The organism is Viridibacillus sp. NPDC096237 (assembly GCF_050278625.1).
Taxonomy (GTDB): Bacteria; Bacillota; Bacilli; order Bacillales_A; family Planococcaceae; genus Viridibacillus.
Genome location: NZ_JBNNTI010000005.1, coordinates 62,778 through 78,838 on the forward strand (window position 1 = coordinate 62,778; position 16,061 = coordinate 78,838).

Below are 16,061 nucleotides of genomic sequence, written 5' to 3' on the forward strand. Positions count from 1 at the left end.
AGATATGAAAGGGGTAGACATGATGCGGAAATGTTGGGTTTTTCTTTTTTTTATAGTGTTGTTAGGGGCGACAGGGGTTTATGCAGTATCAAAAATGCAAGTATCAGAGCCTTCAAGTGCAAAAGTGAGTAAGCTAGATAAAATTGATGAAGCTTACAAACTAATTAGAAAGGAATCCGTGCATGAGACTTCTGAGGAACAGTTAGTTGAAGGGGCAATTAAAGGGATGGCGAGTTCACTGGGTGACCCATATAGCACCTATCACACAAAGGAAGAAGCTAGAATGCATAAGGAATCGTTGTCTGATTCTCGTGTTGGCATTGGAGCAGAAATCACATCTAGTGATGGACGATTTATTATTGTTTCACCGGTTAAGGCGTCTCCAGCTGAAAAGGCAGGATTAAAACCTTATGATGAAATTGTACAAGTAAATAAAGAACGATTAGAAGGTAAATCAATGGCACAGCTCTTAGCTCTTATTCAAGGCGAAGAGGGTACAACATTAAAAATGACTATTTTCAGACCATCAGAAGATCGTCATATTGTGGTTACAATGACTAGAGCAGCAATTTCTATGGAAACGGTGCATAGTGAAATTTTACAAGCTGATGATAATCTTCTAGGTTATGTGTCTATTTCATTATTTGGCGAAAAAACGGCTGAAGAATGGCAGAAGCATACGTCTTCTTTAATGAAACAAAAAATATCAGGTCTTATTATTGATGTTCGTAGCAATCCAGGTGGCTATTTACGTAGTGTTGAGCAAGTTATCGGAAGTTTAGTTAAACCAGGCTCTACATATGCTTTTATGCAAAATTCACAGGGTGAGCTTGGACCGTTAGTAACTGATGAGAAGAAAGCGAAGTTGACTTTTGATGCGCAATTGAAAAAGGTACCAATTGTATTACTTCAAGACGAAGGAAGTGCCTCTGCAAGTGAAGTTTTAAGTGGAGCATTGAAAGAGTTAGATCGAGCTACGATTGCGGGTGTGAAAAGTTTTGGCAAAGGTACGGTACAAGAAACTTGGCCATTATTAAATGGCGGAGAATTAAAGTTATCGACGCATAAATGGCTTACACCTGATAAGGAATGGATTCACGGTAAAGGAATAGAATCAACATTACATGTAGTTCAGGATGAGTTATATCATATGGAATTACCGCCATTAACAGGTAGCTTCCAAGAGGGCGATTTCAATGAGCAGGTCCGATATGTACAAGAAGTATTATCTAAAATGGGCTATAAACTAGAAAGAACAGATGGCTATTTCGATCGCCAAACAGCTGAAGCAGTTCTGTTATATAGAAAGACAAAAAAACTAGCACAAGAACCAATTATTAATGAATCATTCTTTTCAGCATTACATAAAGAAATGGTAGAATATAAGGATAGCAATGAAAACGACCATCAATTGCAAATGGCTATCGGGTATATGCTGAAAAACTTAAAATGATGATATAGTAACCAATTTATTTGTTAAAAGTAGCCAATAAAATAAGTATAGCCTTATCATTTTGAGAAAGGGCCTTACCTTTACAAGCTTTTTTATAAATATTTCACCCAAAATAGGCTCTAATTATGAAATATAATCCAAATACCACTACGTTTTCAAACAGTCGTTTGATACAATTAAGAAATAATCATACTACTAGATACACAACGGAAGGTGATGCGGAAAATGTACTTAGATATAATAGTTGAGCTTGTAAAAGGCATTGGCCGTTTCTTTTTAAACCCAATTCTATACATTGCCATTATTTTTGCCATATTACTAGGCTATCGACGCGTGATTAAAGAGCGTGAATCATTCAACACAAGAATTCGCTGGGGCTGGACAGAAACACTTTTCTTGTTAAAAGACGGATGGCTATTAGCACTAGGCATTTCGATAGTAAGTATTGCTATTGGATTAGTTATACCATTTGAATACTTAATATTATTCATTTGTGCAAGTATCATTTGTATTTTAACTTTTTATTATTATACAGCTTCAGCAGTTTATCCTTTCTTCATAGCTTTTGGTGTAATTTGGTATTTATATGCGAGTGATAAGTCTTTTGGTTTTTTGAAATGGACATTCTCTGGCGAATCAATGGACAACGGGCTATATGTTGTAATACCAGCATTTATCGGTTTACTTCTGTTAGCTGAAGGTATACTTATTTATAAACACGCAGCGAATTTTGCCTCACCTAGATTAGAAAAGTCTGAGCGTGGTATGCCGGCTACTACATATTTAGTGAAACGATTATGGCTACTCCCGATATTCTTCGTTATCCCAGGTGGATTAATACAAGAATATCTACCTTATTGGCCAAAATTTACGATGTTCAATTTAACGTTTTCAATAATATTAGTACCAGTAGTTATTGGATTTCAACAGCGCACACGTAAAACATTGCCGGTTCACTTTTATCCTCGAATGGGGAGAACAATTATCTTATTAGCCCTAATTGTGTTAATAGGAGCAGGTATTGCTTACAAGGTAACTGTTCTTGGCTTTATCGCTGTTTGTATCGCCGTATGTGGGCGCGTTTTAATTTCAATTATATATACTTGGACTGAGAGAAATGCAGGGTATGCGGTAACCCCACGCAATTCTGGTGTGGTCATAGCAGCTGTCTTACCAGGGTCACCTGCACAGGCGATGGGACTACAGGTAGGTGAATGTATCCGAAAAGTGAATGGCATTGAAGTGCAAAAAGAAGAAGAATTGTACGAGGCGTTGCAAATAAACGCTGCACATTGTCGTATTGAAGTATTAAATCATGAAGGCGAAGTTCGCTTGCGACAGCATGTTATTCATCGACATGATCATTATAAAATCGGTCTACTCGTTGTAAGGTAAAGGAGAAAAAATAGATTCTATGGTTACTAAAGTAATTTTAGCGCTGTTCATTCCAGGATTACTCGTCATATTATTTACACGCATCACATTTAGTCATTATGTAGCTTTAGTATTATCTGTTGCGCTTATAGCAGCTTCAGTTTATGCTGGCTTTACACATACAACATTTTTATTTGTCATTGATGCATTTTCATTAACCGTTGGCTTCTGGTATGCCACACGTATGATGAATCGTAATAAAGAACAATAAGAATACAAAAGAAAGCCCGAATTGTCGAATGAGACAACCGGGCTTTTGCTTTTTCAGGAAATGACCTGAACGGGATGTAAGCTACAAATGAGTAGTGTTTGTAAATATATTGCTCGAATGAGAGCGGGAAGAATAGTTGTTACAAATGAGTAACAGATGGAATGACTGTACTAGAATGGGAGTTATGAATAGATTCTCTCGCAAATGGGCGATACTCAAATGAGAGTTTCTTAACAGACAATTGATATCATCAACCTTCTTTATTGAACGAAAAGAGCCTATTGCTCCTTTACCAGAAAGAAAACAATAGGCTCTCAAAAATATACGAAAACCATCTCGTTCTCATCTTTCAAGCAAATGATGCTTGTAGGAATTGGCACAGTGTTCATACGTGAATCTGTTGCCGAGACTTCATAGGGCCTGTCCCTCAGTCTCTCTGGATAAGAAAGTAATGTTACTATTTAATTGTTGTAAGAATTATATATTACTATACACTGTGTTGAGTGAAAAGTCAAATAATTTTAAAGGGATTAAAAAAATAAACTATAAATTGATAAAATAGCAATAGCACCAATTACAACAATGATAACGTTAGCGCCAGCAAACGCGATAGCAAAAGCAGTTACTGTACCAACTAAGCCAAATAAAATATCGCCTTCTTTAATTAGTAATATTGCAGGGAAAATCATAGCACCTAATATTGCATAAGGTATGTTTTGTAAAATACCCGATATGATAGGGGGTAACTCTTTTCCTTCTAAAAAGGTTAAAGGAATTGCACGTGGAACATACGTTACAATTGCCATACCGATAAGCATCCACCAGTACCAAGAACCCATTACATAAAACCTCCTTTACTTTTCGCACGATTTGCATAAATGATTTCAACCGTTATTGAAGAAACCAGAGCAGCAACTAATAACGCCCAGCCGGTAGACAACATTTGAGTCCAATAGAAAAAGCAGTTAATAACCGCAGCGAGTAATGCAAGCATGACTACTTTGTGATTACCTTTCATAGAAGGAACTAAAAGTCCGACGAACATAGCATATAGAGCAATCCCCATAGCAACTTGTAAAAATGCTGGTAAATTTGCACCGATTAAGTGCCCGACTGCTGTGAAAACAACCCAACTCCCATATGCGATGAGCATAACACCTACACCAAATGAGGTAGGTAGTTTTTCTTCATTTCGTGTCGCAAGTACAGAGAATGATTCATCCGTTACCCAAAAAGCATAGATTGATTTTTTCCACTTTTTATCAGATTGCATCTTTTCATTCAGTGATGCCGTCATTAAAAAGTGACGGATATTGACGACAAAAGTATTAAGGACAATAAGTAAAGGATCTGTCCCTGTTGTTAATAAATTTAAAGTAATATACTGTGAAGCCCCAGCGTAAACGAATATACTCATAGCCGTTGCTTCAATCATTGACAGGCCGGCTGTTTTTGCGAGCAAGCCAAATGTCAGTGCAATTGGAAAGTAGCCGATCGCAATACTAGAACCTGCCTTCATACCTGCTGAAAAGCCGAGTTTTTTCATGTGTAGGTCCTCCGTTAAAATGTTTAATAAAGTATACAACTGTATGATAAAATATACAAGAGGTGAAATTAATGGAAGAAATAAGCCGTAATTTAGGGAAACAATTGAAGAAGGTCCGTCATCAACGCTCGCTTAGCTTAGATGATATGGCCAAGTTAACTGATGTCAGTAAAGGTCAATTAGCGCAAATGGAAAAAGGAGAATCTAATCCAACCGTGTCGACGATTTGGAAAATTGCGGCCGGTTTACGTATATCATTTTCAACATTATTACAACCACCGAAGGAGCAATTTATTAAAATAAGTGGCGCAGAAATTCCCTTTGTCACAGAAAATGAAGGAAGATATCGAGTATATTCAATTATTCCTTATGACCCAGAGCGTGGTTGGGAATTGTTTAAAGTAGAGATGGATCCTGGGTGTAGTCATAAGAGTGAAGCACATAATGATGGGGTAGAAGAAACGATCACCGCTATAAGAGGACAAGTAGTTGTCGAAGCTGGTGACATGAGTGAAACCTTAAATGTTGGTGAAACGCTCGTATTTAAGGGACATCAAAGCCATCAGTATACGAATACTGCGAATGAAGTGACTGTCCTACATTTTATTTTACAGTATAAACAGTAACTTATAGGGTAGCGCTCATTCCTCAGTTAGGATTTGAACAAGACGCTATTTTCTAGAGAGGAAGAAATATATGCCGGATTGGTTAACATTAGAAAATTTTCATACATTAGCAACAGAATATAGATTATTTGGAACGCTTCTTGGCATCTTACTACCGTTTATAGAAGCGTTTTTACCATTCCTCCCATTAGCTGCTTTCGTTGTCGCAAATGCCAGTGCATATGGGTTATGGATTGGTTTTCTACTCTCTTGGAGCGGAGCAGTATTAGGTTCTTATTGTGTATTTTTGGTCGTACGAAAGTATGGGCAAAGTCGATTATTGAACTTTGTGACAAATCGTGCTACGGTGAAAAGATTAATCCATTGGGTTGAAATGAAAGGGTTTACTCCCTTGTTTTTATTATTATGTTTTCCTTTTACACCATCAGCACTTGTCAATATTGTCGCAGGCTTATCCAGTTTAAAACGCCATCATTATTTATTTACAGTAATGGCTTCAAAACTTGTTATGATTTTCTTCATTAGTTGGATTGGCTCAGATTTAAGTGCACTAATAACAGATCCTATTCGTACTGGTATAATTGTAATATTGATCGGCGTTATGTGGTGGGGTGGGAAAAAGGTTGAAGGACATCTAAATGCTAAAGTAGAAGAAGATATGAGAAGCATCTCCCGAGCAAATAAAAAGTGAAGTAATTTGCCATTGCTCTATTTTTAATATAAAATAAGAACAGGTGTTCCTGTTGGATTTGAGATTAACATGTTTAACACAAATAATAAAAGTAGTCGTCATTGAAAGAGGAGGAGTTAGAATGTCACTGCGTATCGTTTCTGGAAGGTCAGGCTCTGGAAAATCAACGCTTATTCATCATGAAATAGTTGATATTATAAAGGAACAGTCGATAGGGGCACCAATATTCTTACTTGTTCCTGACCAAATGTCATTTTCTTCTGAATATGATTTAACACATCGCTACGGTGTATCAGGGCTTATACGGGCGCAAGTTACGACCTTTAAGCGTTTAGCGTGGCGCGTTCTGCAAGAAACTGGTGGTATTAGCCGACAAGAGATTAACGGCTTTGGCTATAGAATGCTCATCAAACGTTTACTAGAGGATAATAAAGAACAGTTTTCATTGTTCCGTCAAGCAGCTGGAAAACGAGGTTTTACAGATGAGATGGAAACGTTGCTAAAAGAATTTAATCGCTATAGTTTAGATAGCAATACATTAGAAGCGCTTATATCAGATTTTGAAGGTTTGAATGCACCACAGACATTGCGCGATAAGGCGCATGATCTGCAGTTATTATTGGCAGCTTTAGAAGAGCGGTTAGGTACTACATATATTGATAGTGAAGGTTACTTCCCTTTACTAACAGCACAGCTAAAGGATTCGGAAATGATCCAATCTGCAGATATTTATATTGACGGATTTACAGCATTCACGACACGAGAATTCGAACTAGTGCAAGAACTTTTAAAAGTAGCGCGTCGAGTTACTGTTGTCTTACCTATGGAATCAGATGCTGATGCAGAGGATGAACAGGCATTATTTTATCAATCTGCTCGGACAAGTGTGCGCTTAAAAGAATTAGCATTTGAAGAAGGTATTGAAGTAGAGCCAACTGTACATTGCCAAACAACACATCGTTTTCAAAAAAATGATTTAAAATTTATAGAAGAAAAATTTGATTCACATGATGATGCAATAAGTAATTATTCGGGTAATTTTGAGATTATTGAAGCAGCTAATCGCCGTGCTGAAGTACATGCAATTGCTAGAAAAATTAGGGGATCTATACAAAATGACTCCATTCGTTATCGTGAGATGGCTATTTTGTATCGTCAAGCAGATGTATATGATCCGTTATTTTCTACAATCTTCCCTCAATATGATATTCCGGTCTTTGTGAGTCAAAAAAAACCAATGCTTCATCATCCGTTAATAGAACTTAGTCGCTCGGCTCTGGAGGCTATCCAATCTGATTGGAAGTACGAGCCTATTTTCCGTGCAGTAAAAACGGATTTGTTTTTTCCAGTAGATGCAGACTTACAAGTTTGGCGGGAGCGAGCAGACCGTTTAGAAAACTTTGTTATAGCGCAAGGTATTTATGGTGAGCGCTGGTTTGATGAGGATCGCTGGTTATATAAAAAGTATCGTGGACTAGAATTTTTAACGAAAAACCAAACAGATGAAGAGCGTGCCTTCCAGCAAGAAATTGAAGCAGCTCGCGGTAAAGTTAGAGAACCTTTAAGAGAGTTAGAAAATGAATTAGCTAGCTGTCAAACGGGTCGCGATATTGCAACAGCTCTGTTTAATTTTATTGAGAATCTTTCAGTTTATGAAAAACTACAAGCTTTAAAAGATAAAGAAATAGACAAAGGTCAACTCTTAGCTGCAAGCGAACATGAACAGGCTTGGAATCAGTGGGTAGACGTACTAGATCAATTTGTCATGATGTTCGGTGAACAAGAAATGACACTAGAAGAAGCACTACATACGTTAGAAGAAGGTTTTGATACTTTAGAGTTTTCACGTATCCCACCATCATTAGACCAAGTGACGATTGCAACGGCAGACTTGTCTCGTTTAACAAATATGAAAGCTGTTTTCGTAATTGGTATGAATGAAGGTATATACCCGCAACGGATGGACCATGAAGGGCTGCTATCAGATTCAGAACGTGAATGGTTTATGCAGCTTGGAATGGAGCTCGCACCAACATCTAAAACAAGGTTGTTAGAAGAATCATTCATCACCTATCGTGCTTTAACAATGGCGTCTGATAAACTTGTTGTTAGTTATGCGATTGCAGATGAAGAAAGTAAAGCATTATTACCATCACTATATGTGAAGAAATTACAGCAACTTATTCCAAATACGCCATTTACAAGAGCGTTAATGGATCCAACTGAAGCTTTATCAGAGCTATCGGATCTCCCTTATATTAATCACCCTAATACGTCTTTAGCCTATTTAATGATGCAACTAAGACAAGTGGAGCATGGAAAAGAGCTAACACCTGAATGGCGTGCATTGAGGGCTTATTATGAAGAGGATCCTTATTGGTCAGATATTTTAGAGCGTCTAATGCGTCCATTAACAGTACTGAATAAAGCAGAGCAACTTACACCGGATATCACTGAAGCCTTATATGGCTCAACACTTACCTCTAGTGTTTCACGTATTGAGAAGTTTTATGGTTGTCCGTTTTCTCATTTTTCTACTTATGGATTACGACTTGAAGAGCGCGCGGAATATCGCCTTGAAACGCCGACAATCGGTGACTTATTCCATGCCGCATTAAAATGGATTTCTGAGGAAACACATGAGAAGAATATAAAATGGGGTCAGTTAAACCCAGAGCAGTGTGCTGGTTTAGCGAAAAGAGCGGTAGATAAGATTTCCCCACTATTATATCACCAAATATTAATGAGTACGTCTCGTTATAGATACATTCAACGAAAGTTAACATTAATCGTACAAAGAACGATGCTTTCTTTAAGTCAACATGCACGGGTATCAAATTTCAAACCGATTGCTTTAGAAGCCGCATTTGGACCAGGAGAACCCTTACCACCTCTGATGATTAAATTAGATGGAGGTAAGAAAATGCAAATGCGCGGTCGAATTGACCGTGTAGATGCTACAACAATCAGTGACAAACCGTATATTCGCGTTGTAGATTATAAATCTTCTGCAAAAAAACTAGATTTAAATGATGTATATTATGGTCTATCTTTACAAATGCTCACCTATTTAGATGTAGCTGTTGAAAACTCTGAGGCATGGTTACCATTGCATTCCGAAGCTGGTGGTGTGCTATATATTCATGTCCACAATCCGATGTTAAAGCCTCATGATAATTTGGATGGACCACAGGCAGAGATTGAACGATTGAAAGAATTTAAGATGAAAGGTCTTTTATTAGACGATAGAGAGACTTTGATTGATATGGATGAAGCGCTTGAAGAAGGGGGCCATTCACAAGTTGTACCCGTTTATGTGGGTAAAAAGGATGGTACTGTTTCTCCAAAAATGTCTTCTGTTATATCGACGCAAGATTTGGGACATCTACGAGATTTTGTACGTCACAAGCATCAGCAGGCTGGCGAGGGCATTTTAGCGGGACATACTGATATAAGTCCTTACCGAATGAAAACACGAACAGCTTGCGAGTATTGCTCATTTAAGAGCGTGTGTCAATTTGATACAACAGATGCAAAGCAACATTATCGATACTTACAACCAATCGGCAAAAAAGAAGATGTTATAGAGCAAATTCGAAAGGAGACTAGAGTAGATGATGACAATTCCTGTGAAGCCGACGACAGCAACTTGGACTGATGAGCAGTGGAAAGCAATTTGGACTACTGGTCAAGATACTTTAGTATCGGCTGCAGCGGGCTCAGGAAAAACCGCTGTATTGATCAATCGAATGATTGAAAAGGTTATCTCTACAGATAATCCAATCGATGTTGATGAATTATTAGTTGTAACATTTACAAATGCGTCTGCAGCTGAAATGCGTCATCGTATGGCCGAAGCGCTTGAAAAAGCAATTACTAATCAACCAGACTCAAAGCATCTTAGAAGACAATTAAGCTTGTTAAATAAAGCGCAAATTTCTACATTGCACTCATTCTGTTTAAATATTGTTCGACAATATGCTTATTTATTAGATATTGACCCTGGCTTCAGAATTGCAAACGATACAGAAGCGGCACTATTAAAAGATGATACTTTAGCTGAGGTATTAGAAGAAGCTTATAACAGTGACCAAGTTGACGATGTTTACCGTTTAGTAGACAGTTTCACATCCGATCGAGATGACCAAGCAATTGAGTCGTTAATTGATAAATTATATGATATGTCACGTGTTAATCCAGAGCCGATGAAATGGCTAGAATCCCTTCCAGATCAATATAATCTTGACGGTATTACATCAATTAATGAGTTGCCAATCAGTCATATAATTAAGCGTTCGGTTAGCCATGCTATTGAAGCTGCATATTCGCTTATTAAAGACATGCGAGAGCTAAGCTTAGAACCAAACGGACCTTCAGCTTATGGTGAAACAGCTGAGAAGGATTTTATTTTATTAACTGAGGCACGTGCATTTTTACATGAACGTTCGTGGGAAGAGGCGTACGAATATTTCCATGCCGTAAGCTGGGCGAGAATTTCTACGAAGAAAATGGATTGTGATTTAGAACTAAAAGCTTTAGCTCAAAACAAACGTAAGCAAGCAAAGGATTTATTTGACACGGCTAAAAAACAATATTTCACAAGACGACCAGATAGATTGCTAGAAGAGATTCGTCTAATGAAACCTATACTCGAAACACTAGTGAAAATTGCTGCAAGTTTCAGTCAAAAATATGCTGCAGCAAAAAACGAAAAAGGTCTTGTGGATTTCTCCGACTTAGAACATTTTGCTTTGCAAATTCTAACGGATGAAATAGATGGAAAACTTGTCCCATCAGCAGTAGCACTTAGCTTTCGAGAAAAATTTAATGAAGTACTTGTTGATGAATATCAAGATACCAACAAGCTTCAAGAAACCATTTTACAGCTTGTGAAAAGTGGTAGAGAAGCGGATGGCAATATGTTTATGGTTGGTGATGTGAAACAATCTATTTATCGTTTCCGATTAGCAGAGCCAACACTCTTTTTAAATAAATATCTGGCGTTTGAAGAAGAACCAACAGAAACAGGTATGAAAATTGACTTAAATGCGAATTTCAGAAGTCGACCAGAGGTTTTACACGGTACAAACTATGTTTTTTCACAAATTATGGGCGAAGAAGTCGGAGAGATTAATTATGACGAAGCTGCAGCGTTAAAGCCGCAAGCTCCTTATAATGAAAAAGAAGCGCCTATTGAATTGACCGTCCTATATACAGACCAATCAGAAGAGGAAGTCGCTGCGGAATCTGATGATAGTCAAGTGGAGGTAAGTTCAGAGCTGCAAGCTGAAGAAGAATTAAAAAAATCTCAACAAGAAGCACGCTACATAATCGCGAAAATTAAGCAATTAATGGATTCTGGACAAATGGTTTATGATACAAAGAAAGGCATAGAACGCCCTTTAGAATATCGTGATATTGTCATATTAATGCGCTCGATGACATGGTCGGGTGACCTAGCAGAAGAGTTTAAGCTGGCAGGTATTCCGTTGTATGCAGAGTTGTCTAAAGGGTATTTTGAAGCCCTTGAAGTAATGATAATGGTAAATACGTTAAGAATTATTGATAACCCATATCAAGATATTCCATTAGCATCTGTACTAAGAGCGCCATTTGTTGGTCTAACGGAGAATGAGTTAGCAAAAATTCGTTTAGCTGACCCGAAAGCACCTTTTTATGATGCGTTGAAGCAATTTGTACGCATCGAAGGGACTGGTCTAAAATCTAGTACTGCTGAAAAGTTACAACGTTTCCTACTGCAATATGAAGATTGGCGTGATTTAGCACGCAGGGGTTCTCTAGCAGACTTAATTTGGCGAGTATATATTGATACAAATTATTATGAAATGGTTGGTGCAATGCCTAATGGCAAGCAGCGTCAAGCAAATTTACGTGCTCTTCATGATCGTGCATTATCGTATGAAAAGACTTCATTCCGTGGGTTGTTCCGATTTTTGAGATTCGTAGATCGTATGCGACTACGTGGTGATGATTTAGGAACTGCGCGTGCTATTAGTGAAACGGAAAATGTTGTACGTTTAATGACGATTCACTCATCTAAAGGATTAGAGTTCCCTTATGTTTTTGTAGCAGGATTAGGCCGAGAGTTTAACAAAATGGATTTCAATTTACCTTATTTATTTGACCAACAATTTGGCTTAGCGGTGAAAATGATTGACCCTGAAAAACGTATTCAATATACTTCTCTACCATTCCTTGCAATGCAAGAGAAAAAGAAGCTTGAATTGAAGGCAGAAGAGATGCGCGTTCTTTATGTTGCAATGACGCGAGCAAAAGAACATCTTTATCTAGTAGGTACAGTGAAAAATTGGGATAAGACAAAAGCTGTCTGGGAAGACGCTCAACTATTAACTGCAGGTGAAATGCTACCTGATCATGTACGAGCATTAGCAAAAAGTTATTTAGATTGGATTGGTCCTGCTTTAGCAAGACACCCAGATTATGACCGATGTCTAAATGATGGAGATCAGATAGAGGTTAACGAATTATCAAGATGGAAAGTTCAAGTTATAGGTGCAGAGCATTTTAAAGCACCATTAGAAGTAGCTGGAATAGAAGAAGAGGTTGTTGTAGATGCCAAAAAATCTGCTCAAGTAGATGAGGGCTTATTAACAACTATTAAAAAGCGTTTTGATACAGCGTATGCATATGATAGAGCGATAGCAAAACGATCTAAAACTTCTGTTAGTGAACTAAAACGTCTGCAAACTTTAGAACAATTTGAGCAACCTGAACTTTTTTGGAATGCTCCTAAAAAACTGCAGCAAGTGTCGAAAAGACCAAGCTTTTTACAACAACGTTCGTTAACTGCAGCCGAAATTGGAACAGCTATGCATACGGTAATGCAACATATACCACAGCAAGGTTTGCATTCAATCGAGGAGGTTGATGTTTTTGTGCAAGGACTTGTTGACCGTCAACTCTTGACGAAAGAAGAGGGGACAGCTGTGCAGGCACCGAAAATTACAGGTTTCTTTTCTACACCTGCGGGGCAACGCTTTATGAATGCAGTGGAACTTTATCGAGAAACGCCATTTACTTTTAGTATTACTGATGAAGACGGTGATTCACAAATTGTACAAGGGATTGTAGATTGTCTGTTTAAAGAAGAAGATGGCAAGTGGATATTACTCGACTATAAAACAGACCGTATTAATGGAATGATGAAAACGGATGAAGGCTTACAGAAAGAGATGAAGGAACGTTACGATGTACAGTTGAAGCTTTATAAAAAGGCACTAGAAGAAACTTTAAGGATTACTGTTGCAGAAAAGTTAATTTATGCATTTGACGCACAGCGATCAATTGAATTATAGGAGGGTAAGTTTTTGAGATTAACACCAACACCTATGCAAAAAAGGATTGATACACTCGATATAATACGTGGTTTTAGTTTGCTAGGTATTCTTTTAGTAAATATGTTTGCATTTAGTACTCCTTTACCACATATTGATTTAAAAACTTGGTTTGAAACGCCAATAGATAAAGAATATCATCAGTGGCTAGATATTTTTGTGCAAAGTAGCTTTTATCCGCTATTTTCAATGTTATTTGGATATGGTCTCGCAATGCAATTTACGAAAGCAACAAATATAGGTGACAACTTCTATAAAATTGGATCGAAGCGTTTAGCGGTGTTATTTGGCATTGGTGTGTTACATGCCTTCCTTATTTGGTGGGGTGACATTTTAATGACTTATGCATTTTGTGGTTTCTTCTTACTAACCCTGTTACGTTTGAAACCAGTTTGGTTAATAACGATTGGTGGAGCGCTATATGGAATAGTACAGAGCTTCTTAGTAATGTTAATGGGATTATCATCATTTGTGGAAGATTCTGCTGATTTATCTGAGTTTGTGGATATAGCTGCTATTGAAAGTGCAATAGCAGCATACGGTTCTGGTTCATGGACAGAGGCTTTCATGCAACGTCTAGCAGATTTACAAGTACAGGCTTCTCCAGGGGTGTGGATAGGAGCATTGTTTATGATTTTACCTTATATGTTATTAGGAGCTGCTGCATCCAAATGGCAACTAGTTGAACGTGCAAAGGAAAAACGAGTATTTTGGATTATTTTAACTGCTATTACCATACCGGTTGGGGTAACCCTTAAAATGTTGCCATATAACTTAGAGCGTAATTTTTTCCTTGACTATGTCCAAGTTTCATTCGGTGGGCCGATACTTGCGATAGGTTATGCGGGTCTCATCGTCTTAATATGCCAAATTCCGCAATTTATAAAAATCTTGTCGCCTGTAGCAAAGGCAGGTCGTATGTCGATGACAATATATTTAATGCAATCTATTATCGGAACATTCATTTTCTATCACTATGGATTAGGATTATATGGTAAAATCGGTGTCGATACCGTTACTTGGTTAGCTGTGGGGATTTTTGTTCTGCAATTAGTATTTGCTGAGCTTTGGTTCCTTAAATTTAAGCAAGGGCCGGTTGAAGCAGTATGGAAACGATTAACTTACGGAAAAATGTTAGAGAAAAAAGAGGAAATTGGTCGATAATTAATGTATCATTGAAAAAAAAAGAAGGAGTGCCAATATTCATGAAAATTTTATCATTTCGTTATAACAATGTAGTAAGTTTTGGTCCGAAAGTAAAAAAAGAAGAAGCTGTATGGGATGTTTTAGCCATCCAACAAGCTCTTCAAGTACTACCTTCTTTCGCTACAACAATTGTAGAGGGAATGACAGCTGGTTTCGAGTTTGTAGAACAATCTCGTAAACTTGTAGAAGCTGCACTGAATTCAGAAAACCCAGAGCAATTTAAATATGCATTTACTGAAATTGAGTGGTTAGCACCAATTCCACGTACAACGAAAAATATTATTTGTGTTGGTAAAAACTATCAAGATCACGCCAAAGAAATGGGCGCTGAATCTGCTCCAGAAAATTTAATGATTTTCACTAAAGCACCAACTTCAATTGCTGCAGATGAACAAACGATTTCTGCACATGCAGACGTCACTTCATCACTTGACTATGAAGGTGAATTAGCAGTTGTTATTGGTAAAAAGGGTAAGAACATCCCTACTAAACTAGCATATGATTATGTATTTGGTTACACAATTGCTAATGACATTACTGCACGTGATTTACAAGCAAAACATAAGCAATTTTTCTTAGGGAAAAGCTTAGATGGTGCATGTCCAATGGGTCCATATTTAGTAACAAAAGATGAGATTCCAAATCCGGATTCTTTATCAATCGTTACAAAAGTGAATGATGAAATTCGTCAAAATGGTTCAACAAAAGATATGATCTTCACGATTGAAGAAATCATTTCTGAGATTTCTAGACTAGTAACTTTAGAGCCTGGTGACGTAATCTTAACGGGTACTCCAGCAGGTGTTGGTAAAGGTATGAATCCGCCAACATTCTTAGCATCTGGTGACGTAGTAAAAGTGTCAATCGAAGGTATTGGAACTCTAGTAAATCGCTTCGAATAATAAGCTTAATAGAAATTTATAGATATTATGACAGGCCGGTGGGGAATTTTCCATCGGTCTGTTATATTTGTATAGTTTACCACCTCATGATAGGATATAAATGATTATTAATACTATTTAAGGTGGGGTAATAATGGATTTTTTTGCAAATACTAATCTACACATTGCAACTTGGGTAATCGCAATTATCTTGTTCCTAGTTTCTGCTGCTATGCAAAGTGGTACTAAAGGACAAAAAGTAACGCATATGATTTTACGTGTATTCTATATTTTAATCATCATTACTGGTGGCGCATTATTCGCTGATGGTATGCATTATAATATGGGGATGCTTTATGGTTTTAAACTTATTGGTGGTATTCTAGTTATCGGTATGATGGAAATGGTTTTAGTGAGAAAAGCAAAAGGCAAACCAACAACTATGTTCTGGATCCTATTTGCAGTATTCTTATTAATTACTATGTTCCTAGGGTTTAAATTACCCATGGGTGTGCACTTCTTAGCTTAATAACTGGCATGATAAACAGCCACATGACGAATCTCGTTGTGTGGTTTTTTTATGTTTGGAAAGATGTTTTATTAATTGAGAAGTCGTTTGTAGGACGTGAATATTCTG

At 37.4% G+C, this 16,061-nt stretch carries 12 protein-coding genes and 1 riboswitch; of the genes, 10 read left to right on the forward strand and 2 right to left on the reverse strand.

Annotated elements, in window-relative coordinates:
- Positions 1 to 19 precede the first annotated feature (19 nt).
- From ACQKMD_RS05485 to ACQKMD_RS05495, 3 genes are all read left to right on the forward strand, one after another.
- Positions 20 to 1,453: a S41 family peptidase gene (locus tag ACQKMD_RS05485; RefSeq protein ID WP_427750180.1), complete on the forward strand. Its 1,434-nt coding sequence runs from the start codon at positions 20 to 22 to the stop codon at positions 1,451 to 1,453.
- 225 nt (positions 1,454 to 1,678) lie between these two features.
- Positions 1,679 to 2,848, forward strand: coding sequence for a PDZ domain-containing protein (locus ACQKMD_RS05490; RefSeq protein ID WP_427750181.1), 1,170 nt, complete (start codon positions 1,679 to 1,681; stop codon positions 2,846 to 2,848).
- Between the two features lie 19 nt (positions 2,849 to 2,867).
- Entirely contained in the window at positions 2,868 to 3,098 is a 231-nt protein-coding gene (locus tag ACQKMD_RS05495; RefSeq protein WP_427750183.1) for a CsbA family protein, read from the forward strand.
- Positions 3,099 to 3,437: 339 nt separating this feature from the next.
- A riboswitch (SAM riboswitch) is annotated at positions 3,438 to 3,545 on the reverse strand.
- A gap of 83 nt (positions 3,546 to 3,628) precedes the next feature.
- Here the strand turns inward: ACQKMD_RS05495 and ACQKMD_RS05500 are convergent.
- On the reverse strand, positions 3,629 to 3,937 hold the full coding sequence (locus ACQKMD_RS05500; RefSeq protein WP_427750184.1) for an AzlD domain-containing protein: 309 nt from the start codon (positions 3,935 to 3,937) through the stop codon (positions 3,629 to 3,631).
- Positions 3,937 to 4,644, reverse strand: coding sequence for an AzlC family ABC transporter permease (locus ACQKMD_RS05505; RefSeq protein ID WP_427750185.1), 708 nt, complete (start codon positions 4,642 to 4,644; stop codon positions 3,937 to 3,939). The genes ACQKMD_RS05500 and ACQKMD_RS05505 overlap by 1 nt, the downstream gene beginning before the upstream one ends.
- A gap of 71 nt (positions 4,645 to 4,715) precedes the next feature.
- Between ACQKMD_RS05505 and ACQKMD_RS05510 the strand changes: the two genes are divergently transcribed.
- The 7 genes from ACQKMD_RS05510 (at position 4,716) to ACQKMD_RS05540 (ending at position 15,953) form a co-directional block, all read left to right on the forward strand.
- Positions 4,716 to 5,270: a helix-turn-helix domain-containing protein gene (locus tag ACQKMD_RS05510; RefSeq protein ID WP_427750187.1), complete on the forward strand. Its 555-nt coding sequence runs from the start codon at positions 4,716 to 4,718 to the stop codon at positions 5,268 to 5,270.
- A gap of 70 nt (positions 5,271 to 5,340) precedes the next feature.
- Complete coding sequence (locus ACQKMD_RS05515) at positions 5,341 to 5,961, forward strand: TVP38/TMEM64 family protein (RefSeq protein ID WP_427750189.1); 621 nt, start codon at positions 5,341 to 5,343, stop codon at positions 5,959 to 5,961.
- Positions 5,962 to 6,082: 121 nt separating this feature from the next.
- Positions 6,083 to 9,619 carry a helicase-exonuclease AddAB subunit AddB gene (gene addB, locus ACQKMD_RS05520; RefSeq protein WP_427750191.1) on the forward strand — a complete coding sequence of 1,179 codons (3,537 nt, stop codon included), beginning with the start codon at positions 6,083 to 6,085 and terminating at the stop codon, positions 9,617 to 9,619.
- Positions 9,576 to 13,298 (forward strand): helicase-exonuclease AddAB subunit AddA, encoded by a 3,723-nt coding sequence (addA, locus tag ACQKMD_RS05525; protein WP_427750193.1) that lies wholly within the window; start codon positions 9,576 to 9,578, stop codon positions 13,296 to 13,298. Before addB ends, addA begins: the two co-directional genes overlap by 44 nt.
- A 12-nt stretch (positions 13,299 to 13,310) precedes the next feature.
- Positions 13,311 to 14,501 carry a DUF418 domain-containing protein gene (locus tag ACQKMD_RS05530; protein WP_427750195.1) on the forward strand — a complete coding sequence of 397 codons (1,191 nt, stop codon included), beginning with the start codon at positions 13,311 to 13,313 and terminating at the stop codon, positions 14,499 to 14,501.
- Positions 14,502 to 14,542: 41 nt separating this feature from the next.
- Positions 14,543 to 15,445, forward strand: coding sequence for a fumarylacetoacetate hydrolase family protein (locus tag ACQKMD_RS05535; protein WP_427750197.1), 903 nt, complete (start codon positions 14,543 to 14,545; stop codon positions 15,443 to 15,445).
- A gap of 133 nt (positions 15,446 to 15,578) precedes the next feature.
- Positions 15,579 to 15,953 (forward strand): YisL family protein, encoded by a 375-nt coding sequence (locus tag ACQKMD_RS05540; protein WP_427750199.1) that lies wholly within the window; start codon positions 15,579 to 15,581, stop codon positions 15,951 to 15,953.
- Positions 15,954 to 16,061: the final 108 nt, after the last annotated feature.

What these genes read in the sequence shown, in the direction of transcription:
- ACQKMD_RS05485 (WP_427750180.1), top strand. Translation starts at nt 20, where the DNA reads ATGATGCGGAAATGTTGGGTTTTTCTTTTTTTTATAGTGTTGTTAGGG.
- ACQKMD_RS05490 (WP_427750181.1), top strand. Translation starts at nt 1,679, where the DNA reads ATGTACTTAGATATAATAGTTGAGCTTGTAAAAGGCATTGGCCGTTTC.
- ACQKMD_RS05495 (WP_427750183.1), top strand. Translation starts at nt 2,868, where the DNA reads ATGGTTACTAAAGTAATTTTAGCGCTGTTCATTCCAGGATTACTCGTC.
- ACQKMD_RS05500 (WP_427750184.1), bottom strand. Translation starts at nt 3,937, where the DNA reads ATGGGTTCTTGGTACTGGTGGATGCTTATCGGTATGGCAATTGTAACG.
- ACQKMD_RS05505 (WP_427750185.1), bottom strand. Translation starts at nt 4,644, where the DNA reads ATGAAAAAACTCGGCTTTTCAGCAGGTATGAAGGCAGGTTCTAGTATT.
- ACQKMD_RS05510 (WP_427750187.1), top strand. Translation starts at nt 4,716, where the DNA reads ATGGAAGAAATAAGCCGTAATTTAGGGAAACAATTGAAGAAGGTCCGT.
- ACQKMD_RS05515 (WP_427750189.1), top strand. Translation starts at nt 5,341, where the DNA reads ATGCCGGATTGGTTAACATTAGAAAATTTTCATACATTAGCAACAGAA.
- addB (WP_427750191.1), top strand. Translation starts at nt 6,083, where the DNA reads ATGTCACTGCGTATCGTTTCTGGAAGGTCAGGCTCTGGAAAATCAACG.
- addA (WP_427750193.1), top strand. Translation starts at nt 9,576, where the DNA reads ATGATGACAATTCCTGTGAAGCCGACGACAGCAACTTGGACTGATGAG.
- ACQKMD_RS05535 (WP_427750197.1), top strand. Translation starts at nt 14,543, where the DNA reads ATGAAAATTTTATCATTTCGTTATAACAATGTAGTAAGTTTTGGTCCG.
- ACQKMD_RS05540 (WP_427750199.1), top strand. Translation starts at nt 15,579, where the DNA reads ATGGATTTTTTTGCAAATACTAATCTACACATTGCAACTTGGGTAATC.